This is a genomic window from Yersinia massiliensis (assembly GCF_003048255.1).
Classification (GTDB): Bacteria; Pseudomonadota; Gammaproteobacteria; order Enterobacterales; family Enterobacteriaceae; genus Yersinia; species Yersinia massiliensis_A.
This window is the reverse complement of the sequence record NZ_CP028487.1, coordinates 2,579,706-2,603,376: the sequence shown is the minus strand read 5'-3', so window position 1 is coordinate 2,603,376 and position 23,671 is coordinate 2,579,706. Positions and strand designations below refer to the sequence as shown.

Sequence of the window (23,671 nt, the reverse complement as noted above, 5' to 3'; positions counted from 1 at the left end):
GGTTTTCCCCTGCCTTTAATACATTATGTCTTAGCAAGCACCTTTATCTTCCCAGACCTTGCTCCAACCCGTACCGTTGCCGGTGGTGTCAGTCACAGCATCATCACCGGGTATGTTGTCAGCAGCAACCCACCATTTATTGATGTAAATCCGTCCATTTTTACTCACTTTTGTCGGTTCACCATAGGCTTTCTGCTCCCATGATGGCGTATTACATTGTTGAGGTGTGACGGGTTTGGATTCGATGGCGGATTGTAGTTCGTCTTTAACGGCGACATCGCATGGGCCTTTATCTTCCCAAACCTTACCCCATCCTGTGCCGTTGCCAGTTGTGTCTGTTTCAGCAACATCACCAGGCATAGCGGTAGCGGATACCCACCATTTATTCGTGTAAATGCGGCCATTTTTGCTGACGGTGGTCGGCTCACTGTAAGCTTTTACCTCCCAAGAGGGCACATTACATTGAGTTACCGGCTTAATTTCTTCCACCACTTGTTCAGCTTCAATGGATTGGTCAACATCACCGACTTCACCCTTTAGAAATTGGCTACCATCATAACTCTCCAAATATTCCCAATATTCATTACTGGTCTGATTGGAAGGGAAATACCAATATGAGCGCGTTTTTAGTCGGTAATAGTCACGGGTATGAGTTAATGTATTGTCGGATTGATAATAAGTGCCAACAACACCTTTAGGTGATGCATCGTTCCAAAGATTAATGTCTCCTTCTATTTGGTAACGTTGCTTGATGACGTCGTTAAAAGCGTCACGAAACGATATATTGTCACCCGTGGTTTTCAATCGAGTCGAACTGGCTAGCCTAATTGCCATATTATTGTTATCGGTCACTGTAACTGGAATTGATAGCATCGCATTTTGAAGTACGTTCTGAGGCGCACGCAGGGTGATCTCATGGCCTCTATCCGCAATCACTTGAACGCCCGACGGAATATCCCAGCGGTAAGTCAGCGCTGAAGCATCTCGGTTAGTCACATCGACAGATACGCTGAATATATCCCCTGCATTGACCGTGTCGGGGAGGCGGACATCACCGGTCATATTCTGCTCAGTCAGTGAGTAAGTGTGAGCAATATTAGCGTCGGTATTCAACCAAATCGGCTTCGTTAACTGAGGTAAATTCATCGCTTCCAATTGAGCGCTTGTATCCTTCGTCGGTTTCAGGCCCCAACGATCAAAAAACGATGTCAGGTTTACGCCGGCAACTCGACTCGTTTCAAGTATAAAACGCTGCTTTTTTTCATCGTTGTTTTTTGGCTGCTCAGTGGGTGTCATCGTGCGATAACGATCGCCAAGTCGTTGGTAGAAGTCTTGCCCGAAAGTCAGATCCAACTGCCAAAACATCGCAAAACGGATATAAGAGTCTACATCCTCATAATTGTGTCCTGTTGACGCCATTAACTCGTAAACATTATTCCAACGCGACTCGGCTTCAAGACGAGACGTTTCTCCCAGCGCGCGTTGAACGTACAAAGAAGTTAGATTGACAGTTGTTTCACCATCGTTATCAAAAGTCCATGCTCGCATTTGGTAGTGGTGACCTAACTCATGCCATGGTCCCCATGCTTTTTTTAGTAAGTCAGTCGTTATCACCTCTGGAATACCTGACATATTCGTTCTTAACCCAAAATCCGACGCTGACATATAACCTGATGTGCTGTCAGACTTACTGGTGAACTGATACTGGAATGGGGTTGCACGATGGGGGAAGGCTCTTTTAGAACTGAGTCCAAATTGTTCTTCGGCGAGATCAACGATGCGGTCCCACAACACGAGTACTCCCTCAGGGTCGGTTGCCTGCTTACGCATATTTTTAATTGGCATGGTGAGGATCATGCGCTTGCCAACCAGTTCAGCAAAAGGTGAGTCGCCGTACTTTTTCAAATTTATCTGCCAATCTTCAGGTGTATTCTCACCTAGGATGAAGCGAGGCATTGGCTTTCCGCCTTCGAGCAAATTAATGATGATTTCGCTGCTGCCGGGTTGATTCGTTGCAGCAAAATAAATTGCACCGGCATGCTTAACTTCGATTTCATTAATACCCGGTTTCAGTTTAACAATCTGCTTACCACGGTTTTCATCTTTACCCTTATTGATTGGCACAATCCATAGCTCAGGTAACACATTAATGTCTTCTCCATGATGCTGGTATTCAATCTTTAGCGTTTCACTTTTATTCGCCCAGAAGCCACTGGATTGAGTGGGATGAGTTAAGTACTTACGCTTCTGCTGCTCTATAAAATAATTGGGAGAACCATTCTGGACTAGCAGAATTTGTCGAGAGACTTCAAGATGATTGGCAGCTGTTTCAGCTTGTTGAACAGATTGATTGACCCGAACATCTGAAATGGCGGCAGATAATGTGGATGAGAACCCTAAAGCGAGTAATAAGCTCAGGGCGATAGGTGTCGTGCGTAAAGTAGGATGCAACATAAAGCCATCTCCAGATAGCGTTCAACTCCAATTCATTTAATTGAAGAGTGAATTAGGTTAAAAAAACAATTTTCGAGAGAGGCAATCTAGCGCATCTATCCTGAACTGAACTCGAGGGCTAAGGCGGGATCAAAGTAAGTCGAAAAAGGTCATAAGCATTAAGGTAGATAAGTGATAACTAATAATTTTAAGGAGATTTTATGACTTATTTTATAAGGGAAAGAGATACTGGGGCTCCTCAAAGTTTGGTCATTCAGCAGGGCCTGTATGGTTAACAGCCGCTTAGGAATATAAAAGTGATCGATAGACGTGTTAACCAATTCATCTCTAATCCATAAAAATTAGCTTAATGAGAAGTAAATCAACCAGTCGTCTTCAGGCTAAAGAGAGAAGCGAGTGCTAATTTTTATTTTCCGGAATCACTAACTTATTATTTTTAAATCTCTTTTTTGAGCTATTTGTTAAATTGATGGTTTGCTTTATAAGATTGGCTGTGGTAAAAATACAACAGTGAATTATTCCAACTTGATGAGGGTTTTAGGCGTATCGCACTGGTTTTTGCTAACAAGTATGTGGCACAAGCAGGTGTGGCTAAAAAAAAGAGATATATTATGATTAAAACTAATGGAATTACTTTCAAACCGTCTACCTGCCAACTCTTCCTGTCTGCCATTCTGGCCAGTGAGCATCACTGGTGCAGCGAGCTGTAGCGTCTTTCTTCTTCAGTCGTCAGTAAATTTTTGACAAAATTTATACGCCAAGTGAGTTTCTATTTCTTACGGCCTATGCACGCCTATTCCTGACCAATGGGGCGTCGAATAAGGATAACCGTAATAAATAGACCTTAGCGTGCGTTTGTACCCTTTATTTCAAATTATTGTACGTTTGCTGCCTTTGTTAAGCCAAAAGTCTGGCTCGAGTCAGCCTATAAGGATTAACAGTTTTATCAGCTTCCTACATCTTGAAATCTATCGGGTATCTGTATGTTAGGAGAAGAAAGATGATTTATTGGATATTTTTAGGTTTAGCGATTGTCGCTGAAATTATTGGCACTTTGTCGATGAAGTACGCCAGTGTCAGTGGTGAAATGATGGGGCATATCGTGATGTATTTTATGATAACTGGCTCCTATATTTTGCTCGCGCTAGCGGTAAAAAAAGTCGCCTTGGGTGTGGCTTATGCTTTATGGGAAGGGATCGGGATCCTGATTATTACTATTTTCAGCGTCCTATGGTTTGATGAAAGTTTATCAGCCATGAAAATAGCAGGCTTAGCGACCTTAGTGGCTGGCATCATGTTAGTGAAGTCGGGTACACGTAAACCGAAAAAGCCAAGCGACCAAAACAGGCGTGCGGGTGAGCATCATGCAACAGCTTGAGTTGTACCATATTGCTTTTCTGATTTTGGCGGTCATTCTGGAGATTATCGCGAATATCTTGCTGAAAATGTCAGATGGTTTCCGCCGCGTGTGGCTGGGTATCTTATCGTTGCTGTCAGTATTAGGGGCATTCAGTGCTTTGGCTCAGGCGGTCAAAGGTATTGAGCTATCAGTGGCATATGCTTTATGGGGCGGTTTTGGTATTGCCGCCACAGTGGCCGCCGGTTGGATTCTATTTAACCAACGACTCAACTATAAAGGCTGGATAGGCTTAGCGTTGCTACTGGCTGGGATGGTGATGATTAAGCTGTCTTGAGATCGACTTCTTACTTTATGTTCTAGTGAACCGTAAGTTGTAGTTGAACGTAAGTTGCGGCGGAAAATAAGTTGCAGGGGAGATGCCCCTGCAACACTCATGACGACAGAATAATTTCTAGCCTTTGCCCGCCAGGGGCAAAAAACTAGATTGCCGCAATAATCTTAATTTCAACTTTATAGTTTGGATTCATCAGTTTGGCCTCGACGGTACAACGTACCGGTGCATTGCCATCAACGACCCACGCGTCCCAAGCTGCATTCATCGCGGCGAAATCTGCCTTATCCGCCAAGAAAATGGTGGCATCCAGAATACGGCTTTTATCTGAACCCAGTTGGTTCAGGATCATATCGATAGCAGCCAAGGTGTTGGCCGTTTGCGCAGTGGCATCAGCATCCAAATTTTCCGGTACGCTGGTGTAATAGATAGTGTCGTTGTGAACTACCGCATCAGACCAACGTTTTTCTGGATTAATTCGTTCAATACTCATTTTCACTCCCTTGCATCAATGTCAATCTCAGTTGTTGGGGTAAGGGTAGCATAGCTTGCGGCGAGAATGTGTGGTCGTAGGACGATAGGATTGGCATAATCACCGCTGATTTCGCCCGGAAGAGACAGAGTGATAGACGATTTTGCAACAGATGGCGCATTAGCGCAGGCCATTACAGGTTTTAATCCCCGAGAATCCCAACGCCTGATGGCTGCGGCTATCAGTGAATCTATTGATGCCAAGCAGCAATTGGTCGTAGAGGCGGGCACCGGCACGGGTAAAACATTTGCCTATTTGGCCCCGGCATTACGGGCTGATTGCAAAGTGATCATTTCTACCGGCTCTAAAGCGTTGCAGGACCAACTCTATTCTCGCGATCTGCCGACAGTTGCCAGTGCGTTAAAATACAAAGGGAAATTGGCCTTACTGAAAGGGCGCTCAAACTACCTTTGTCTAGAACGTCTTGAGCAACAATCATTGGCTGGTGGCGAGTTGGCCAGTGAGACATTGGTCGATTTGGTTCGTTTGCGAGGGTGGTCGGCGGAAACCGTTGATGGCGATATCAGCACTTGCGGCCAAGTCGCGGAGGACAGTTTCGTCTGGCCACTGGTCACCAGCACCAATGATAACTGTCTGGGCAGTGACTGCCCGTTGTATAAAGAATGTTTCGTGGTGAAAGCTCGGCGCAAAGCGATGGACGCTGATGTTGTCGTGGTTAACCATCATCTATTTTTGGCCGATATGGTGGTCAAAGAGAGTGGCTTTGCTGAGTTAATCCCCACCGCAGATGTGATGATTTTCGATGAAGCCCATCAAATTCCTGACATTGCCAGCCAATACTTTGGTCAGCAGCTCTCCAGTAGGCAACTGATGGATTTGGCGAAAGACATTATTATTGCCTATCGCACGGAAGTACGGGATTCCGCACAGTTGCAGAAAAGTGCTGACCGGTTGTCGCAAAGCACCCAAGATTTCCGTTTGGTGTTGGGCGACCCCGGTTATCGTGGCAATTTACGTGATGTCATGGAGCAACCGGCTATACAACGTGCGTTGTTGCTGCTCGATGATGCGCTAGAACTCTGCTACGACGTCATGAAATTGTCATTAGGGCGTTCGGCCATGTTAGATGCGGCCTTTGAACGTGCCACGGTTTACCGTAACCGCCTCAAACGTTTAAAAGACGTCACAGTGCCAGGTTACAGCTATTGGTATGAATGCAATTCACGCCATTTTGTTTTAGCGCTGACCCCGCTTTCTGTTTCGGACCGCTTTCGCGAATTGATCGAAGAGAAACCGGGAACCTGGATTTTCACCTCCGCAACATTATCTGTTAATGACCAATTGTTGCATTTCACCACTCGATTAGGCCTGACGAACGCTAAAACCTTGCTGTTACCCAGCCCATTTGACTATGCCAATCAAGCTTTGCTCTGCGTGCCGCGTAATCTTCCTTCCGCCAATGAGCCGGGCGCTGCGCGTAAATTGGCGGTCATGCTCAAACCATTAATTGATGCGAACAAAGGGCGTTGTTTCTTCTTATGTACCTCTCATCAGATGATGCGAGGGCTGGCGGAAGAATTTCGCGCCAGTATGACATTGCCAGTTTTGGTCCAAGGTGAAACTAGCAAAGGTCAGCTACTGGCGCAGTTCGTGGCGGCAGGCAATGCCTTATTAGTGGCCACTAGCAGTTTTTGGGAAGGGGTGGATGTGCGCGGGGATGCATTATCTTGCGTTATTATCGATAAGCTGCCCTTCACTTCACCGGATGATCCCTTACTCAAAGCTCGAATTGAGGATTGCCGGTTACGCGGGGGAGACCCGTTTAACGATGTGCAACTGCCTGATGCGGTCATTACGCTAAAGCAGGGGGTGGGGCGTTTGATTCGTGATATTGATGATCGTGGGGTACTGGTGATTTGTGATAACCGGTTGGTCATGCGGCCTTATGGCGCAATGTTCCTTAATAGCCTGCCGCCAGCGCCTCGAACGCGTAATTTGGCCAAAGCCATCGCTTTTCTCCAACAGCGCACGTCAGACTAAGCGAGCAAGGGAAAAGCGAGGAAGGGTGTGATATCATGCGCGCCCTGTGTTGAATTCATACTTTTTTCCTGCCGAGGTTGGCAATGTCCACGCGAATTTTAGCGATCGATACCGCAACAGAAGCTTGTTCTGTCGCACTTTGGAACAACGGCGATATTCATACGTTGTTCGAGCTTTGCCCACGGGAACACACCCAACGAATTTTACCGATGGTGCAGCAAATTTTAGCTGAATCGGGCATCACTTTGGGTCAGCTTGATGCATTGGCCTTTGGTCGTGGCCCAGGTAGTTTTACCGGCGTACGTATTGGTATTGGCATTGGGCAGGGGCTGGCATTGGGTGCAGATTTGCCAATGATCGGTGTATCCACCTTACAAACTATGGCGCAAGGGGCATTTCGTCTCACCGGCGCTTCTCGAGTGTTGGCTGCGATAGATGCACGAATGGGCGAGGTTTACTGGGGTGAGTTTGAGCGAGATGCTGCAGGGCACTGGCTTGGTGATACGACTGAAGCGGTGATGACGCCAGCACAGGCGCAGGTACGTGCGGAAGAGTTGAGTGGTCATTGGGCAACGGTCGGCACGGGTTGGCAGACTTACCCAGATTTGATTAGTGGCGAGCAATTGTTGTTGGCTGATGGTCAAATGATTTTGCCTCACGCCGAAGATATGTTGCCTCTGGCATTGTCATTATGGGCAAGTGGAAAGGCCGTCAGCGTGGAAAATGCTGAACCGGTGTATTTACGCAATGAGGTGACTTGGAAGAAATTACCTGGTCGTTAGAAACGTGCTTCCCAACATTTACCGAATGAAAATAATGAGCTGAGCAACTTGTTATCGCAATTAGAGTCTAAAATATCAGGATAGCTAATGATAATAGGGCGTACAGACTATGATGATAAAAACATCGATAACTCAATCGACAAATCATAAAAACCGTAAATGGAGACTAGGTTTTCTGGGCTTTGGGGCTCTATTACTGTCCGGTTGTGTGACGATCCCGCCTGCGATTCAGGGTACGACAGCCACACCACAGCAGAATCTTAATCTGGTTCGAACCGATCCAACGGTCTTTGTTGGTCAAGAAGCGCGTTTTGGTGGCACAGTCATCAGTGTCGCTAACGAGGTACACCGTACCCGCCTTGAGATTTCAAGTGTGCCGTTAGATTCTGGTGCCAGACCTATTTTGGGTGAACCTTCGCAAGGGCGAGTGATTGCTTATGTGAATGGCTTCCTCGAGCCAGCCGATTTTCGTGGTCATCTCGTCACGGTTGTCGGGCCAATTACCGGTGTCGAAGAAGGCCACATTGGCAAGACGCCCTATAAGTTCGTTGTCATGAATGCCACGGGTTATAAGCGTTGGCATATTGAACAGCAAGTGATGATGCCACCCACCATGGGCCCATGGGGCTATCGTCACCCAGATATGTGGGGACCAGGCTGGGGATGGTACGGTCCCGGCCCAATGCCGATACAAACTATCGTGACTGAATAGCGCGATTTGTTTAACTGGTGATATGAATAAGATAAGGCGCTGAATATAGCGCCTTTTTTATGTTTATTAGAGTACGGGACTTAGTTGAAAGAATTATAAAATCAATCTGTTAGGTTTTATCACATTAATGTAAAATATTAACCAATTGATTTAATTGAATATTAATGTGTAATTCTCGTTGCCTTAACCTTATTTGGAATCATTGCACGAGAAAATAGTGATGTATCTCCCAACCTTAAAATTGTTTAAAAGCAAACTGGTACGCTGAGTTAAAATATTGTTAAAGTTCTGGTGTAAATTTGGGTCTTTCTTAGCGACCAATAACAATTTCAGGAGTACTACCTTGGAAAAAGTATGGCTAAAGCGTTATCCGGCTGATGTTCCCGCAGAAATAGATCCGGATCGCTATTCTTCTTTGGTGGAAATGTTTGAGAACGCGGCGTTGCGTTATGCGGACCAACCTGCATTCATCAATATGGGCGAGGTCATGACTTTCCGTAAATTGGAAGAGCGTAGTCGTGCTTTCGCTGCTTATTTACAGCAGGGTTTGGGTTTACAAAAGGGTGACCGGGTCGCTTTAATGATGCCAAACCTGTTGCAATATCCTATTGCTCTGTTTGGTATTTTACGGGCAGGCATGGTTGTAGTGAATGTTAACCCGCTCTACACCCCACGCGAGTTGGAACATCAGTTGACGGATAGCGGCGCTGCGGCAATTGTTATCGTCTCCAACTTTGCTCATACGTTAGAAAAAGTGGTTTTTAATACCCAAGTTAAACACGTTATTTTAACGCGTATGGGCGATCAATTGTCCGCGGCGAAAGGGACGCTAGTGAATTTCGTGGTGAAATACATTAAGCGGCTCGTGCCAAAATACTATTTACCGGATGCCATTTCTTTCCGCACTGCGCTGCAAAAAGGCCGTCGTCTGCAATATGTTAAGCCGGATGTAATTAACACTGATTTGGCTTTTTTGCAGTATACCGGTGGTACGACCGGTGTGGCTAAAGGGGCAATGTTAACTCACCGCAATATGCAATCAAATTTAGAACAGGCAAAAGCGGCTTATGCGCCCTTGCTGCAGCCTGGCCATGAATTAGTGGTCACCGCGTTGCCGCTTTACCACATTTTTGCGTTAACGATGAACTGCCTGCTATTTATTGAATTAGGTGGGCGTAGCTTACTGATCACCAACCCGCGAGATATTCCAGGATTGGTGAAAGAGCTGAGCCATTATCCCTTCACCGCCATGACGGGAGTGAATACGTTATTCAATGCGTTGTTAAACAACGAAGAATTTCACAAGTTAGATTTCTCCACACTACGGTTGTCGGTAGGTGGTGGCATGCCCGTACAGCAAGCTGTGGCTGAACGGTGGGAAAAACTCACTGGGAAGCATTTGCTCGAAGGTTATGGCTTGACCGAGTGTTCGCCATTAGTGACGGGTAACCCTTATGATTTGAAACATTACAGCGGCAGTATTGGTCTGCCAGTCCCCTCAACGGATGTTCGATTGGTCGATGATGAGGGCCAAGATGTGGCATTTGGTGAGCCGGGTGAACTATGGGTGCGTGGCCCACAAGTTATGTTAGGCTATTGGCAACGGCCTGCCGCGACAGATGAAGTCCTAAAAGACGGATGGCTAGCGACAGGTGATATCGCGACACTTGATGAACAGGGTTTCTTACGTATTGTCGATCGTAAGAAAGACATGATTTTGGTTTCAGGTTTTAACGTCTACCCCAATGAGATTGAAGATGTCGTCGCGTTGCATTCAAAAGTGCTGGAGTCTGCGGTCATTGGCGTGCCTAATGAGGTTTCCGGTGAGGCAGTGAAGCTATTTGTCGTGAAAAAAGATGCGTCACTGACACAGGAAGAACTGCTAACCCATTGCCGTCGCTACCTTACTGGGTATAAAGTACCAAAAATAGTAGAATTCCGTGATGAGTTGCCGAAATCGAATGTCGGCAAGATTTTACGAAGGGAATTGCGTGACGAATTGGTTATGAATAAGTCTGGCGATCAAGACGCAGCTTAACGTAACAGCATCACCCAATCATTATCAACAACGCCGGTCATCACCGGCGTTGTTGTGTTTGCCATATATAGCCGCCCTTGCAAAAAGGGCGGCTATAACGACCATGAGAATGACGTTTTGAATTATCAGTTGATCACGACCAATAGTGCGTTGCAGCAAGTCTGCGAACAAGCCCGGAAACATGCCCATATCGCGCTGGATACAGAGTTTGTCAGAACACGCACTTACTACCCTCAGTTGGGCCTGATTCAACTGTATGACGGTGAACAACTTTCACTGATTGACCCTTTACCAATCACAGAGTGGAAGCCCTTTCGTGAGCTGTTGCAAGATTTGAATGTAGTGAAATACTTGCATGCTGGCAGTGAAGATCTTGAGGTGTTCCTCAATGCTTTCGACGGGATGCCAACCCCGATGATTGACACTCAGGTATTAGCCGCTTTTACTGGGCGCTCGCTATCTTGCGGTTTTGCCATGCTGGTCAACGAATTTGAAGGCGTTGAATTAGATAAAAGTGAGTCTCGTACTGATTGGATCGCTCGTCCATTAAGCGAAAAACAGTGTGATTACGCGGCCGCCGACGTATTTTACTTGTTACCGTTAGCCGCCAAATTGGTGGAAGCAACAGAAGCAGCGGGGCGTATGGATGCCGCAAAAGATGAATGCTTGCTGTTGTGCCGCCGCCGCAGTGAGACTCTGGACCCTGAATTAGCCTACCGTGAGATAACCAATGCTTGGCAGCTACGAGGCCACCAATTAGCATGTTTGCAGAAGCTAGCAGCTTGGCGCTTGCGTCAGGCCCGTGAGCGTGATCTGGCGGTTAATTTTGTCGTGCGAGAGGAAAATCTCTGGCAGGTGGCTCGTTACCAGCCAACCTCGCTGGGTGAGTTGGATTCGCTGGGGTTAAGCGGGCAGGAGATTCGCTATCATGGGCGTACTCTGCTTGCACTGGTCGCCGAGGGCAACGCAGTACCTGATGACCAACTTCCACCACCGGTGGCTAACTTGATCGATCAGCCTGGCTATAAGAAGGTCTTTAAGGATATTAAAGCATTAATATCGGCTGTCAGTGAGCGCTCAGGGCTGAGCAGTGAATTACTGGCATCACGTCGTCAAATTAACCAATTATTGAGCTGGCATTGGAAGCTGAAATTATCTGATTCTCAGCCTGAGTTATTAAGTGGCTGGCGGGGTGATCTGTTATCGGCAGAATTGATTGAGATCTTACAGCAGTATTAATTGATATTCAGGGTGGGGGAGTTATCTCTACTCTGATTAACTCAATTCTTAATTTATCGACATTTGGTGAATAACTAAAATATAGGCTAGGAATTCTCTTCTTTTGTCGAAACGATATATAAAAGCAATAATAAAGCTGGATGAATATCCAGTAATGAAACTTCTCACTAGCAATAAATAAACAGCAGAAAACAAACACCCCTGTAAATAAATACAGGGGTGAGTTATTGCGAAGACATCATTTAGGTGTTTCTTCCGTTTCCGGTAATGTCACATTAAGTTCAAGCACCGAAATATCATCCCCTTTCTGCTCAAATTGCACATGCAGCATTTCAGGTTCGATTTGGATATATTTACAAATAACCGCCAAAATATCGCGTTTTAAGTCAGGTAGATAGTGGGGAGCACTATCCCCACGACGACGTTCAGCGACGATAATTTGCAGCCGTTCCTTGGCTATATTGGCTGTCGGTTTTTTGCGGGACAGAAAAAAGTCTAACAAAGCCATGGTTTATCCCCCAAAAAGGCGTTTCAGGAAGCCCTTCTTCTCTTCTTCAATGAAGCGGAAGGGGCGTTCTTCTCCTAGCAAACGGTCAACGGTATCGTCATAAGCTTTACCAGCATCTGACTCTTTGTCCAGAATCACAGGCTCGCCTTGGTTCGAGGCACGCAGTACAGACTGATCTTCTGGAATAACGCCAACCAATGGGATCCTCAGGATATCAAGGACATCTTCCATGCTAAGCATATCGCCGCGATTAACGCGCCCTGGATTATAGCGGGTCAACAGCAGGTGTTCTTTAATCGGGTCTTGACCATTTTCAGCACGGCGAGACTTAGAAGACAGTATCCCAAGGATACGGTCTGAGTCACGGACTGAAGAAACTTCTGGGTTCGTCGTGATAACGGCTTCGTCAGCAAAGTACAGTGCCATCAAAGCGCCGCTCTCGATACCTGCTGGAGAGTCACAGACAACGAACTCAAAATTCATTTCGCCAAGATCATTCAGAATTTTCTCAACACCCTCTTTAGTCAGGGCATCTTTATCGCGGGTCTGAGAAGCAGGCAGAATATACAAATTATCTGTACGCTTATCTTTTATCAGTGCTTGGTTCAAAGTGGCATCACCTTGAATGACATTAACAAAATCATAAACGACCCGACGTTCACATCCCATAATCAAATCTAGGTTCCGTAGGCCGATATCAAAATCGATAACCACGGTTTTTTTACCTTTTTGGGCCAAGCCGGTTGCGATAGCCGCGCTTGATGTGGTCTTGCCAACGCCCCCTTTACCCGATGTAACAACAATAATGCGTGCCATGAAATGGATTCCTTGTCAAAAGGGCTTAATTTAAAGGTTGTATAGTTAGTGCATTATCTAGCAGATGTAGACGTGCAGCCTGACCAAAATAGTCGCGCGGGATCTGATCACTCAACCAGTACTGCCCTGCGATAGAGACTAGTTCAGCGCCTAGGTGTGTGCAAAAAATCTGGCATTGGGCATCACCGGATGCACCTGCTAGCGCACGGCCTCGCATCATTCCATAAATATGAATATTGCCGTCGGCAATTAATTCAGCACCAGCACTGACACTGCTGATAACAATCAAATCGCAATTACGCGCATAAATCTGTTGGCCGGAACGGACTGGTGTATTGATGATTCGTGTCTTGGTCGGCGCGTTTTCCGGAGGGCTGATAACAGGTTCCGGTGCGACTTTTTGGCCTTTCCCTTCACTCAGTAACGGTAGGCCTGCTCGCGCAATCGCTCGCTTTTGACGTTCATCCTGACAACCACTGATGCCAACAATACGCAGACCTGCTGAGGTGACAGCCTGTTGGAGATCTTTCCAGTTAGCACCGTTAGGTAACGTTGCAACGTTAATCACAACAGGGGCGTTTTTCAGGAATGCGGGTGCTTGATCCACTTTTTCCTGTAATGCCTGACGGATTACCTCCGGTCGCGAATCATATAAATGAATGACCGAAAGGGTAAAACTACTGCCTTTTAACTCAATTGGCGTTTGTGACATCTATCCTGACTCAGTTTCAGCTGCGTTTAATCCCCAGAATATCATTCGGGGGTACATTATTCTGATGTTCCTAAGCATGTTATAGGTAATATAAAGATAAATCTATCCGTATCAATATATTGAAATCTATAGACCACAATGACACCAATCTGATAAGAAATTACAGCATAACTTCTACTTAATCGCTAGCCCCGAACGGCCTATATTTGGTTGATATCACTGTCATGTTTGGATTGTATATTTTTTCAACAATTCATTTTTCTCAATACTAAACTGGCGGTATTCGTAAAATTCATCATTTTATCAAACGGCATGATTTATTATCGTGACCGGTTGTCTTTTATAAGTACGATCGCCACACCTGATTATTATCGGTTCTATGAAAACTTTGGCAGTATTATTTCGGAGAAATCTTACCGAGTCATCGACAAATCCCGAGCTGATGAGAGTGTAGTTTGGTTGAGCGTGTTATAATTTTGGCATCCGTACCATCCTATTATCAAAAACATCCAATAGAGTGCAGAACATGCTTTGTGCTATCTACAGAAGTCCGAAACGGGATCAAACCTACCTTTATATCGAAAAGAAAGACGATTTCTCAAGGGTGCCCGCAGAGCTACTTGCTAGTTTTGGCAAACCCCAATTTGCGATGCAACTTGCGCTAAACAACCGTAATAAACTCGCGACAGCCGATATTGATAAAGTTAAAAGCGCATTGATTGAGCAGGGATTCTATCTGCAAGTCCCACCGCCACCTGAGAGCTTGCTGAAAATGCATTTGGGTGAAAACAACGTGCAATCCTAGCTTAGGTTTCTATCGTTCCCATCTATCCGTTATTTGCTGCAGGTTGAGGGATTTGGCTAAAATACTTGTCGGCATCACAGGCTAAATTGCGGATAGACTTGATTATTGAGTTGGCGTGATAGTATCTGTATGCCATAGTCGTTTGATTGTGGTGTCGCGTCTATCAGGATGTAAATTCAGGAGAGGCAGTATGTATCAACATAGAGACTGGCAAGGGGCTTTGCTGGATTTTCCAGTGAGTAAAGTGGTTTGTGTAGGCAGTAACTACGCAGAGCATATTAAAGAAATGGGGAGCACAGCCTCAGTCGAACCGGTTCTGTTTATTAAACCTGAAACGGCCTTATGTGATATTCGTCAACCCGTGTCCATTCCTAAAGACTTCGGGGCTGTCCATCATGAAGTTGAGTTGGCCGTTTTGATCGGAACACCGCTAAAGCAAGCCAGCGAAGATAGAGTCGCACGTGCGATTGCGGGTTACGGTGTTGCGTTAGATCTTACGCTACGTGAACTGCAGGCGGGCTTGAAGAAGGTGGGGCAACCGTGGGAGAAATCCAAGGCATTTGATGGTTCATGCCCGATCTCCGGTTTTATCCCTGTGGCTGAATTTGGTGATGCACAACAGGCGGATTTATCCCTAACTATCAACGATGAAATTCGTCAGCAGGGTAATACCCGCGATATGATTACTCCAATCATTCCGCTGATCAGTTACATCAGTCGCTTCTTTACGTTACGTGCTGGTGATATCGTCCTGACAGGAACGCCGCAGGGTGTAGGCCCAATGAAATCGGGTGATATGCTTAAAATAATGCTTAATGGTAAGACATTGAACACCCGCATCATCTAATAACACCGCTGCCGCTTATGCCAATGGTCTAGGCGGCAAGGCTTGCATCTGACAGCTAAAGCGTCTATAACGACCCGCTCATTTATTCACACCGGATACCGATATGTCACAACGTCCATTTTGGCAACAAAAAACACTCGCTGAGATGTCAGACAGTGAATGGGAATCGCTGTGCGACGGTTGCGGCCAATGCTGTTTGAACAAACTGATCGATGAAGACACCGATGAAATCTACTTCACTAATGTCGCCTGCGATCAGCTCAATATCAAAACTTGCCAGTGTCGACACTATGATCGCCGTTTCGAATTGGAAGAAGACTGCATCAAGTTAACCCGCGAAAATCTCGTCACCTTTGAATGGTTACCCCCTACATGCGCATATCGTCTTATTGGCGAGGGGCATGACTTACCTCATTGGCATCCGTTATTAACCGGATCGAAATCGGCTATGCACGGTGAACGGATCTCTGTACGTCATATTGCTGTTCGCGAGAGTGAAGTGGTTGACTGGCAGGACCACATTTTGAATAAACCTCAGTGGGCTAGATAACCCGTACCTCTTCATCGGGTTGCTATGGCATACTAACGCCAAAATTTAACCAAGAAACTTAATATAATGAAATATTCAACGTTAGCCGCTGTTATCATCGGCATCTCCGCTACTTTAGGTAGCGTTTCGCATCAGGCCCTGGCGGGTGGAGCTTCATTAATCAATCTTGATTGTCAGTTGAAAGACGGCAACCAAATTACTGCGGTATTGGATGGCCCAAATCAGCAGTTGACCATTGATCAGTCCGTATTTCAGTTTGTTAAAGTGAATCCAGAAGGCCAAGGGGAATCACTTATCTTCCAGAAAGCGAACAGCCAAGAGCAAGTTATTGCTTCCCTTAATATATCAGGGCTACCCATTCGTCTGGCTATTGTTGATGGCGAGCAGGCTAATCAATACACTTGTACCCATACGAAAGCGTAATTTACGACTGTTAGATAAATATCAGGCTACCTCAGGGTGGCCTTTTTGTTTTTGAATACAACGTGATGCTGGATAAATACGCGATAAAGCAGAAATAAAAAAGGCGCCAAAAAGGCGCCTACAATCGATAAAGATATGTACAGCGATTATCGGCTAAACAGATCGCGTCTTTTCGGCTTAACGAATTGGCTAATCAGTACGAGTACGCCAATCAATAAATAGGCGGCAAAGATCCCGACCAACCATTGAGGCATTTCTAAGGACAGAAATTCCCATTGTTTTACTGAACAGTCACCACTGGCGACAAAGACAGCAGGCACCCATTTATCCAATGGTAACCAAGATGGGAAGCTCACAAAGAAGTCACAGGTCGTGAATGGCGAAGGATGCAGTTGTAGCATCGTATGCACCCAAGCGAGCTGAACCCCACGCCATGCGCTGTAAATCCAAACAAAAATAGCCAAATAGCGTAGGGGAGATTTAGGGGCAATAGCACCTAACAACGAAGCACCTAGAATACCGAATAATGCGGCGCGTTCGTAAATACACATTACGCAAGGCTGTAGCAACATCACGTGTTGAAAATAGAGCGCAACTAATTCTAATGCAAGTGCAGTCAGGGCCATTAACAGCCAAGCACCGCGCCCTTTAGAGCAGCGGTTAAGGAATTGCAACATATCTTTATTTTCCATGCAGTAAGCAATTGTACCGGCAGTGTAAACCAATTCCTCTTTGCTGCCAGCTACCTAAGGGTAAAATTAGCCAAAAATCAGCTATTTCTCGCGCGTGGCAACCTATCACGAGCACGAATTGGACTTTGGGTAACATATTGGATTGTTTTGCCAGCGCATCCCTCCTTATAGCGAGAAAGGTATAGAGCTGGCAGGTAGTATAATGCACGTAATTAGTTTGTGATGCTAACCCTAGACAAGATCTGAGGCAAACTTATCCAACCATTTTGTGTCATCCATTCTGTGACGGGAACTAATAGGTATTCCACACCCAATAGACCCACCCCAGTCATCACCAGAGTATAAGGCAGAGCCATGTAAACCATTCGTCCATACGAAAGGCGGATGAGTGGCGCGAGTGCGGAAGTCAGCAAGAACAAAAATGCCGCTTGACCATTCGGTGTGGCAACTGATGGCAGGTTAGTCCCCGTATTAATTGCTACTGCCAATAATTCAAACTGCTGAAGAGAGATAACCCCATGTTCAAATGCTTTTCGAGCTTCATTAATATAAACAGTCCCGACAAAAACATTATCTGAGACAGAGGACAATAAGCCGTTAAACAGATAAAACAATGATAACTGAGCTGATGGTGAGGCTTGCAAGACAAATTGAATAATGGGGGTGAATAGGTTTTGCTCAATGATGACTGCAACTACGGCAAAAAATACCGTCAGTAAAGCGGTAAATGGTAATGCTTCCTGAAATGCCTTTCCCAGTGCATGCTCATTCGTGATGCCACACAGTGAGGTGGCAAGGATAATCACTGATAGCCCGACTAAGCCGACTTCCGCAATATGAAATGCCAATGCCAGTACCAGCCACACACCAATTAAAGCTTGGGTCAGAAGTTTTACTTTTTCTTGTCGGCTACGTTTGGCGCTGTTCTGCTTATCATAATCAGTGAGTACCTGACGAACACGTTCAGGGAGTTCGGCCCCGTAACCAAATAGCTTGAACCGCTCGACCAATACGCACACCAGCAAACCACAACACAGTACAGGTAATGTCACGGGTAACATGCGTAAGAAGAACTCGGCAAAATGCCAACCGGCACTTTTAGCAATGATGAGGTTTTGGGGTTCGCCGACCATGGTCATTACACCGCCTAGTGCCGTGCCCACACCTGCATGCATCATGAGGCTACGTAGAAATGCGCGGAATTGCTCCAGCGTTTTGCGGTTTTCCTGATTGTCTATCCAACTATCATCAGTAATGTCCTGATCTGCATGATTCGAGGCGACATGGTGATAAATAGTATAAAACCCGACAGATACGCTAATAACAACGGCGATAACGGTTAAGGCATCTAAGAAAGCTGAGAGAAAAGCGGAGGCGACGCAAAAAGCAAACGAGAGAACGATTTTTGAGCGGATATTGAGTAAAAGTTTAGTGAAGACAAACAGTAATAGCTGCTTCATAAAATAGATACCCGCCACCATAAAGACTAAGAGCAGCAGAACCTCTAGGTTATTGGCAATTTCGTCAGCCACTTGATGGGGACTAGTCATGCCAATTGCGATGGCCTGAATGGCTAATAAGCCACCCGGTTGTAATGGGTAACATTTGAGCGCCATTGCGAGTGTAAAGATAAATTCTACTACCAGCATCCACCCTGCAATAAAGGGGTTAACAAAGAAAAATACCAGCGGATTAACAATGAGAAATCCGACGATAGCCAATTTGTACCAATCTGGAGAACTGCCAAGAAAATTCTTGAGTGCAGCTTGTCTTATTGTCATATCCATTGTGAGTTAGGGTCTCCATAAATAATTTTTTATGATGCTATTCATATGCAAAGTTACTTTTTACTTTACGTTCTTCATCTAAAAGCGATATGTATTGCCTGCCTATCTTTACATCTACACAATTTTTGCAACTTTATGGCAGCTTTTGCCATTTGTTCGATTCAGGCGCTATATCGTATTAAAGTCGTCTGGTATGATGAGCGCATTAAATCGCAAATATTTATTGCTACGGAACGTCAAAAAAATGGTTATAAAGGCGCAAAGTCCTGCCGGTTTCGCGGAAGAGTATATTATCGAAAGTATTTGGAATAATCGCTTCCCTCCAGGCACTATTTTGCCCGCGGAGCGTGAACTTTCTGAGCTCATTGGTGTGACTCGCACAACATTGCGTGAAGTGCTGCAACGACTAGCCCGCGATGGCTGGCTCACTATTCAGCACGGTAAACCGACGAAAGTAAACAATTTTTGGGAAACTTCAGGCCTCAGTATATTGGAAACGCTCGCACGGCTTGACCACGACAGTGTTCCCCAATTGATTGATAACTTACTGGCTGTTCGAACTAACATCGCGACTATTTTTGTCCGGACAGCAATTCGTAATCATCCAGAAAAATCTCAGGAAATTCTCGCGCAAGCGCTGACCGTTGATGACAGCTCAGAGGCGTTCACTGCGTTGGACTACGGTATCTTTCGTGGGTTAGCTTTTGCTTCAGGTAATCCGATTTATGGTTTGATACTGAATGGGTTGAAAGGGCTTTATACCCGTGTCGGGCGTTACTACTTCTCTAATCCTGAGGCGCGGAAATTGGCGTTAACGTTCTATGGCAAGTTATCGACACTCTGTGATGAAAAAGCCTATGACCAAGTGCTGGATTGTCTGCGTACTTATGGTAAAGAGAGTGGGGCGATTTGGCACAGTATGCAGGGGACTATGCCCAGTGATTTGGCTGATGCTCGCCGCTAGATGAGACGTGCAGCACAATGATATAAAAAGATAAAGGGACAATCATTGTCCCTTTATTATTGATGCGACATTTATACTTCGCCATGCTTGATACGACGAGCTTGCTCGTACCGAGAACCCCAGTATTTACTATCGAGATTCGAGATAGTTACCCCTAGGCTACTGGATGCATGAACAAATTTTCCTTCCCCAATATACACGCCGACATGGCTTGTCCGCCTTGAGGTTTTGAAAAAGACCAAATCGCCCGTCTGCAGAGAGTCTTTCTTTATTTTCGCACCTTGTTTCGCCTGCTCTCGGGCATTTCTTGGCAAGCGATGAGCAAATTCGTCTTCAAAAATGCGCTGCATATAAGCAGAGCAATCGATACCTTTACGTGAATTACCGCCGAGCTTATAGCTGACACCTTCCCATTTATCATAATGAGTCAGGATTTTTTTGAGTTTTTCAGTGTCATTATGCGTGGAAAAAGCATGGCTGGACGTTGGCGTCATCGTGGATGACTGAAGAAATTTTCGTTGAGTATCCGTCGAAGCTGAAGCTGAAAATGTAATTAATGCGGTTAACACCACCATTGAATGAATAAAAATCTTAAGCATATCTACGTCTAAAACAGCAAGTGAATGGCTATCCTTGGTTTATGTGTTCCTAAGTATCCTTCTGGGAGGCGGCATTTTACACACAATTGCTCAAAAATGAACCAATAAATGACTTTTAATTGAACGCTTGTGGAGTGTGCTTTTCCTAATACACTGATCTCTATATGATCCACTCAGAAATAACTGTATGAAACCTGTAAGCGATGTGAAATTGAATTGAAAAGTGCAGGTTATCTGATTGGGGCTTCTGATTTTCACTGATATAAATCCATCAACGTTCAAAGGCTATTTTTGGATTTATATGAAAAAGTATTTATTACTACTGTGTCTTCTACCATTGATGCCTCTTGGTGTGCAGGCTGGCATGTCACTTGATATTAATATACCTGGGGTTAGTTTGCATTTAGGGGATCAAGATAGCCGAGGTTATTTCTGGGATGGGTATGATTGGCGACCACCGCAGTGGTGGCATGAGCACCGTGGTGGTCACATTGGTGATCGCAATGAGCGCGGTTATTACTGGGATGGTGGACGTTGGCAGCCACCTTCAGCTCAGGAGGGGCATAATCCGTTTCGCGGGCAACAGCGTGGGGAGCCGGGTCGAAATGAGCGCGGCGGTCACAATACTCAATCGCCACCTAACAATCATAATGGTGGCGATAATGGGCGCGACCAACCAAATAGCCCAGGCGGGCAGGGACAGCAAGGTGGTTCGAATACCCCAGGCGGCGCAAATCATAGCCAGGGTGGGGCAAATAACAGTGGCCAAAGAAATCAAAATGGCCCTAATAATGGCAACCACGGTGATCAACAGGTTTATCCACCGCAAAATAAGGGACAACGTTGATAGTGAATCAGTGTTGGTAGCAAAAAATCAATAAAAAGCGTTAGTGTTGTCACTAAAATAGGTTGGCAGCATTAGCGCTTTCTCATCTTAAAACACCTTAATCTTGATGCAAAACTTCCCCTCATCATGTTAACCCCCTACTATCTATACCTAATCATGAATATCAGACCTTTTCAGATCAATCCTGAGGTCATCCCGAGGATATAATGCAGACCAGTCAGCTATTTACCAGACTCCAACATCGGCAACGTCAGCGAGATCACCGCTACCTTTTTGGTTTAGTGGCCTTGCTGTTATTGGCGTTGATCATCAGCTTGTGCGCCGGTGATGTTTGGATTATGCCGACTCAATGGCTCAGTGAGAGCGGGAAATTATTTGTCTGGCAGTTGCGTATGCCACGAGCATTAGCAGTGATGATGGTTGGCGCGAGTCTCGCGGTTTCTGGTGCAGTGATGCAGGCATTATTTGAAAATCCGTTAGCGGAGCCTGGCTTACTTGGGGTTGCTAATGGCGCAGGTGTTGCGTTGGTCATGGCTGTTTTGCTCGGTCACGGGTTGCTGCCTATTTGGTTTTTAAGTGCTTGTGCGATTGCGGGTGCTTTATTGATGACGATATTGCTGCTTGGTTTTGCTCGCCGGCGCTTATTAACCAATGCCCGTTTGTTGCTGGTGGGGGTGGCTTTGGGGATCGTTTGCAGTGCCATCATGACATGGGCTGTCTATTTCAGTACCAGTTTGGATTTACGCCAGCTGATGTATTGGATGATGGGGGGCTTTAGTGGCATTGATTGGCGGCAACAGGGTTTGGTGCTTGCGTTGTTCCCTATTGTGGTCTGGCTTTGTTGCCAGGGGCGAGTGCTTAATTTTATGTCCTTAGGTGAGCAGCAAGCTAATCAATTGGGTATTCCGTTGCATTTGTGGCGTAATTTGTTGGTGTTGGCTATTGGCTTGTTGGTGGGAATCAGTGTCGCCTTAGCGGGCGTGATCAGTTTTATTGGATTGGTGATCCCCCATATTCTACGATTGAGCGGTTTAACTGATCAACGCCGGCTATTATTGGGCTGTGCGTTGGCGGGAGGAGGAATACTGCTGTTCGCTGATGTTATCGCGCGCATTGCCTTATTCTCGGCGGAATTGCCCATTGGCGTAGTGACCGCTACGCTCGGTTCGCCGTTGTTTATCTGGTTGCTGACACGGGTGAAAAGTGTAAAGTGAACGGCTGTCACTGCGTCACTTTAGGGCGAATTCGCCTGTATATCATTGCTGAATAAGAGGTCATCTTGATGAGTCATCCAATCTATTCCATCTCAGTGAAAACCATTGATCATCAATCTGTTCAACTAGAAAAATATAAAGGTTCGGTTCTGTTAGTGGTCAATGTGGCTTCTCAGTGTGGCCTGACTAAGCAGTATGAAGGGTTGGAGAATCTGTATAAAACCTATCATCAACAAGGTTTTGAAGTATTAGGTTTCCCAAGCAATGAGTTTGCAGGCCAAGAACCTGGGAGTGATGAAGAGATAAACGCTTTTTGTCGCGGCACATTTGGTGTTGAATTCCCAATGTTCAGCAAAATTGAAGTGAATGGCCCGCAACGGCATCCGTTGTATCAGCAATTAATCGCCGCCAAATCTGTTGCTATCAAACCCGAAGGTAGTGAGTTTTATCAGCGTTTAGCGAGCAAGGGGCGCGAGCCAAAACAGCCGGGTGATATTTTGTGGAATTTTGAAAAGTTTCTGATTAGCCGTGATGGTGTGGTACTCGAGCGCTTCGCCCCTGATATGACGCCAGAAGATCCCATTATTCTTGATGCGATTAACCGCGCACTGGGTTACCACTAATTTACGGATGAAAATGTCATTTTGATGTTATTGCAACTCAGCCAACTCAATGTAGAACACCGCCTTGCTCCTTTTTCTACTCAGGTCACTGCTGGGTTGCAAATTCATCTTATCGGCCCAAATGGGGCAGGGAAAAGCACATTACTGGCAGCGTTAGCGGGTTTGTTACCCGCGCACGGCGATCTTCTTATCGCAGGCAAACCGTTATCTTGCTATTCCGGACATGAATTAGCTCGGTTAAGGGCCTACTTGAGTCAACAGCAATCGGCACTGACGATGATGCCGGTTTTTCAATACCTTTCGCTGTATCAACCTGCTGGTGCCGAGCCAGAGGCTGTCGCAACAACCATTGGCTATCTTTGTAACCAACTACGATTAACTGACAAATTACCTCGTATGGTGTCGCAACTTTCTGGTGGTGAGTGGCAGCGAGTTCGTTTAGCGGCTATATTTTTGCAAGTCTGGCCAGATATCAATCCAGACAGTCAGTTATTGCTGCTCGATGAACCCTATACTGGGTTAGATGTAGCGCAGAAAGTCGCATTGGATAAATTGCTAAGTGAATTTTGTTCAACAGGTCGCAGCGTAATCATTAGCGCACATGATTTGAACCACACTTTACAACAGGCCGATCAGGTATGGCTAATGGCTCAAGGGAAGGTGCTTGCACATGGAGATACACAGCATGTTATGCAAGCAGAGACATTATCAAGCGTATTTGAGGTGGACTTTCAAATACACAGCTTTAATCAACAGAATTGGATTATGACAAATAAGGTTTGATTGTTACTTTTGTTAATTTATCAATAGTAGGCATTAAAAATTATATATTGAT

The 23,671-nt window shown here is 45.6% G+C and carries 24 protein-coding genes; 16 read left to right on the top strand and 8 right to left on the bottom strand.

Features of this window, described 5'->3' with window-relative positions; genetic code table 11:
* Positions 1-30: 30 nt before the first annotated feature.
* Complete coding sequence (locus tag DA391_RS12160) at positions 31-2,454, bottom strand: M60 family metallopeptidase (RefSeq protein WP_057649502.1); 2,424 nt, start codon at positions 2,452-2,454, stop codon at positions 31-33.
* 1,000 nt (positions 2,455-3,454) lie between these two features.
* Between DA391_RS12160 and mdtJ the strand changes: the two genes are divergently transcribed.
* Both mdtJ and mdtI read left to right on the top strand, forming a co-directional pair.
* The gene (mdtJ, locus tag DA391_RS12155; RefSeq protein WP_049608208.1) at positions 3,455-3,832 is read left to right on the top strand and encodes a multidrug/spermidine efflux SMR transporter subunit MdtJ; all 378 of its coding nucleotides are present in this window, start codon (positions 3,455-3,457) and stop codon (positions 3,830-3,832) included.
* Positions 3,819-4,148 (top strand): multidrug/spermidine efflux SMR transporter subunit MdtI, encoded by a 330-nt coding sequence (mdtI, locus tag DA391_RS12150; RefSeq protein WP_019209839.1) that lies wholly within the window; start codon positions 3,819-3,821, stop codon positions 4,146-4,148. Before mdtJ ends, mdtI begins: the two co-directional genes overlap by 14 nt.
* A 145-nt stretch (positions 4,149-4,293) precedes the next feature.
* Here mdtI and DA391_RS12145 read toward each other — a convergent pair whose 3' ends face one another.
* Positions 4,294-4,638: a RidA family protein gene (locus DA391_RS12145; protein WP_019209840.1), complete on the bottom strand. Its 345-nt coding sequence runs from the start codon at positions 4,636-4,638 to the stop codon at positions 4,294-4,296.
* 129 nt (positions 4,639-4,767) lie between these two features.
* Between DA391_RS12145 and DA391_RS12140 the strand changes: the two genes are divergently transcribed.
* From DA391_RS12140 to rnd, 5 genes are all read left to right on the top strand, one after another.
* Positions 4,768-6,678 (top strand): ATP-dependent DNA helicase, encoded by a 1,911-nt coding sequence (locus DA391_RS12140; RefSeq protein ID WP_108087744.1) that lies wholly within the window; start codon positions 4,768-4,770, stop codon positions 6,676-6,678.
* Positions 6,679-6,761: 83 nt separating this feature from the next.
* The gene (tsaB, locus tag DA391_RS12135; protein WP_108087743.1) at positions 6,762-7,460 is read left to right on the top strand and encodes a tRNA (adenosine(37)-N6)-threonylcarbamoyltransferase complex dimerization subunit type 1 TsaB; all 699 of its coding nucleotides are present in this window, start codon (positions 6,762-6,764) and stop codon (positions 7,458-7,460) included.
* A gap of 109 nt (positions 7,461-7,569) precedes the next feature.
* Complete coding sequence (locus DA391_RS12130) at positions 7,570-8,172, top strand: Slp family lipoprotein (RefSeq protein ID WP_057645083.1); 603 nt, start codon at positions 7,570-7,572, stop codon at positions 8,170-8,172.
* 343 nt (positions 8,173-8,515) lie between these two features.
* Positions 8,516-10,210: a long-chain-fatty-acid--CoA ligase FadD gene (fadD, locus tag DA391_RS12125; protein ID WP_050081254.1), complete on the top strand. Its 1,695-nt coding sequence runs from the start codon at positions 8,516-8,518 to the stop codon at positions 10,208-10,210.
* Between the two features lie 117 nt (positions 10,211-10,327).
* Entirely contained in the window at positions 10,328-11,449 is a 1,122-nt protein-coding gene (rnd, locus tag DA391_RS12120) for a ribonuclease D (RefSeq protein ID WP_050081253.1), read from the top strand.
* 238 nt (positions 11,450-11,687) lie between these two features.
* On the opposite strand, the gene minE is transcribed toward rnd, so the two are convergent.
* Genes minE through minC form a run of 3 tightly spaced genes read right to left on the bottom strand, consistent with a single transcriptional unit; the run spans position 11,688 to position 13,485 of the window.
* Positions 11,688-11,957, bottom strand: a complete 270-nt coding sequence (minE, locus tag DA391_RS12115) for a cell division topological specificity factor MinE (RefSeq protein ID WP_004874203.1) — start codon at positions 11,955-11,957, stop codon at positions 11,688-11,690.
* 3 nt (positions 11,958-11,960) lie between these two features.
* Positions 11,961-12,773, bottom strand: a complete 813-nt coding sequence (minD, locus tag DA391_RS12110; protein WP_004874204.1) for a septum site-determining protein MinD — start codon at positions 12,771-12,773, stop codon at positions 11,961-11,963.
* Between the two features lie 25 nt (positions 12,774-12,798).
* The gene (gene minC / locus DA391_RS12105) at positions 12,799-13,485 is read right to left on the bottom strand and encodes a septum site-determining protein MinC (RefSeq protein ID WP_108087742.1); all 687 of its coding nucleotides are present in this window, start codon (positions 13,483-13,485) and stop codon (positions 12,799-12,801) included.
* Positions 13,486-14,011: 526 nt separating this feature from the next.
* On the opposite strand from minC, the gene DA391_RS12100 reads away from it, so the two are divergent.
* The 4 genes from DA391_RS12100 to DA391_RS12085 all read left to right on the top strand — a co-directional run bounded on the left by DA391_RS12100 (position 14,012) and on the right by DA391_RS12085 (position 16,110).
* On the top strand, positions 14,012-14,290 hold the full coding sequence (locus DA391_RS12100) for a YcgL domain-containing protein (RefSeq protein WP_050081252.1): 279 nt from the start codon (positions 14,012-14,014) through the stop codon (positions 14,288-14,290).
* Positions 14,291-14,480: 190 nt separating this feature from the next.
* The gene (locus tag DA391_RS12095) at positions 14,481-15,137 is read left to right on the top strand and encodes a fumarylacetoacetate hydrolase family protein (RefSeq protein ID WP_050081251.1); all 657 of its coding nucleotides are present in this window, start codon (positions 14,481-14,483) and stop codon (positions 15,135-15,137) included.
* Between the two features lie 103 nt (positions 15,138-15,240).
* Positions 15,241-15,687 carry a YcgN family cysteine cluster protein gene (locus tag DA391_RS12090; RefSeq protein ID WP_019209849.1) on the top strand — a complete coding sequence of 149 codons (447 nt, stop codon included), beginning with the start codon at positions 15,241-15,243 and terminating at the stop codon, positions 15,685-15,687.
* A 66-nt stretch (positions 15,688-15,753) separates the two neighbouring features.
* Positions 15,754-16,110: a hypothetical protein gene (locus tag DA391_RS12085; RefSeq protein WP_050081187.1), complete on the top strand. Its 357-nt coding sequence runs from the start codon at positions 15,754-15,756 to the stop codon at positions 16,108-16,110.
* 146 nt (positions 16,111-16,256) lie between these two features.
* Here the strand turns inward: DA391_RS12085 and dsbB are convergent, their stop codons facing one another.
* A complete protein-coding gene (gene dsbB, locus DA391_RS12080) occupies positions 16,257-16,787 on the bottom strand; it encodes a disulfide bond formation protein DsbB (protein ID WP_050081306.1) in 531 nt (176 codons plus the stop codon).
* A gap of 227 nt (positions 16,788-17,014) precedes the next feature.
* Positions 17,015-18,589, bottom strand: coding sequence for a sodium/proton antiporter NhaB (gene nhaB / locus DA391_RS12075; protein WP_050081186.1), 1,575 nt, complete (start codon positions 18,587-18,589; stop codon positions 17,015-17,017).
* Positions 18,590-18,833: 244 nt separating this feature from the next.
* Here nhaB and fadR point away from each other — a divergent pair, with 244 nt between their 5' ends.
* Entirely contained in the window at positions 18,834-19,553 is a 720-nt protein-coding gene (fadR, locus tag DA391_RS12065) for a fatty acid metabolism transcriptional regulator FadR (RefSeq protein WP_050081305.1), read from the top strand.
* 71 nt (positions 19,554-19,624) lie between these two features.
* Here fadR and DA391_RS12060 read toward each other — a convergent pair whose 3' ends face one another.
* A complete protein-coding gene (locus DA391_RS12060) occupies positions 19,625-20,152 on the bottom strand; it encodes an NlpC/P60 family protein (protein WP_050081185.1) in 528 nt (175 codons plus the stop codon).
* A gap of 301 nt (positions 20,153-20,453) precedes the next feature.
* On the opposite strand from DA391_RS12060, the gene DA391_RS12055 reads away from it, so the two are divergent.
* The 4 genes from DA391_RS12055 to btuD all read left to right on the top strand — a co-directional run bounded on the left by DA391_RS12055 (position 20,454) and on the right by btuD (position 23,619).
* A complete protein-coding gene (locus tag DA391_RS12055) occupies positions 20,454-20,999 on the top strand; it encodes a DUF2502 domain-containing protein (RefSeq protein ID WP_108088272.1) in 546 nt (181 codons plus the stop codon).
* 206 nt (positions 21,000-21,205) lie between these two features.
* Complete coding sequence (gene btuC / locus DA391_RS12050; protein ID WP_108087741.1) at positions 21,206-22,213, top strand: vitamin B12 ABC transporter permease BtuC; 1,008 nt, start codon at positions 21,206-21,208, stop codon at positions 22,211-22,213.
* A gap of 68 nt (positions 22,214-22,281) precedes the next feature.
* On the top strand, positions 22,282-22,836 hold the full coding sequence (locus DA391_RS12045; protein WP_108087740.1) for a glutathione peroxidase: 555 nt from the start codon (positions 22,282-22,284) through the stop codon (positions 22,834-22,836).
* A 24-nt stretch (positions 22,837-22,860) separates the two neighbouring features.
* The gene (gene btuD / locus DA391_RS12040; protein WP_050081182.1) at positions 22,861-23,619 is read left to right on the top strand and encodes a vitamin B12 ABC transporter ATP-binding protein BtuD; all 759 of its coding nucleotides are present in this window, start codon (positions 22,861-22,863) and stop codon (positions 23,617-23,619) included.
* Positions 23,620-23,671 lie beyond the last annotated feature (52 nt).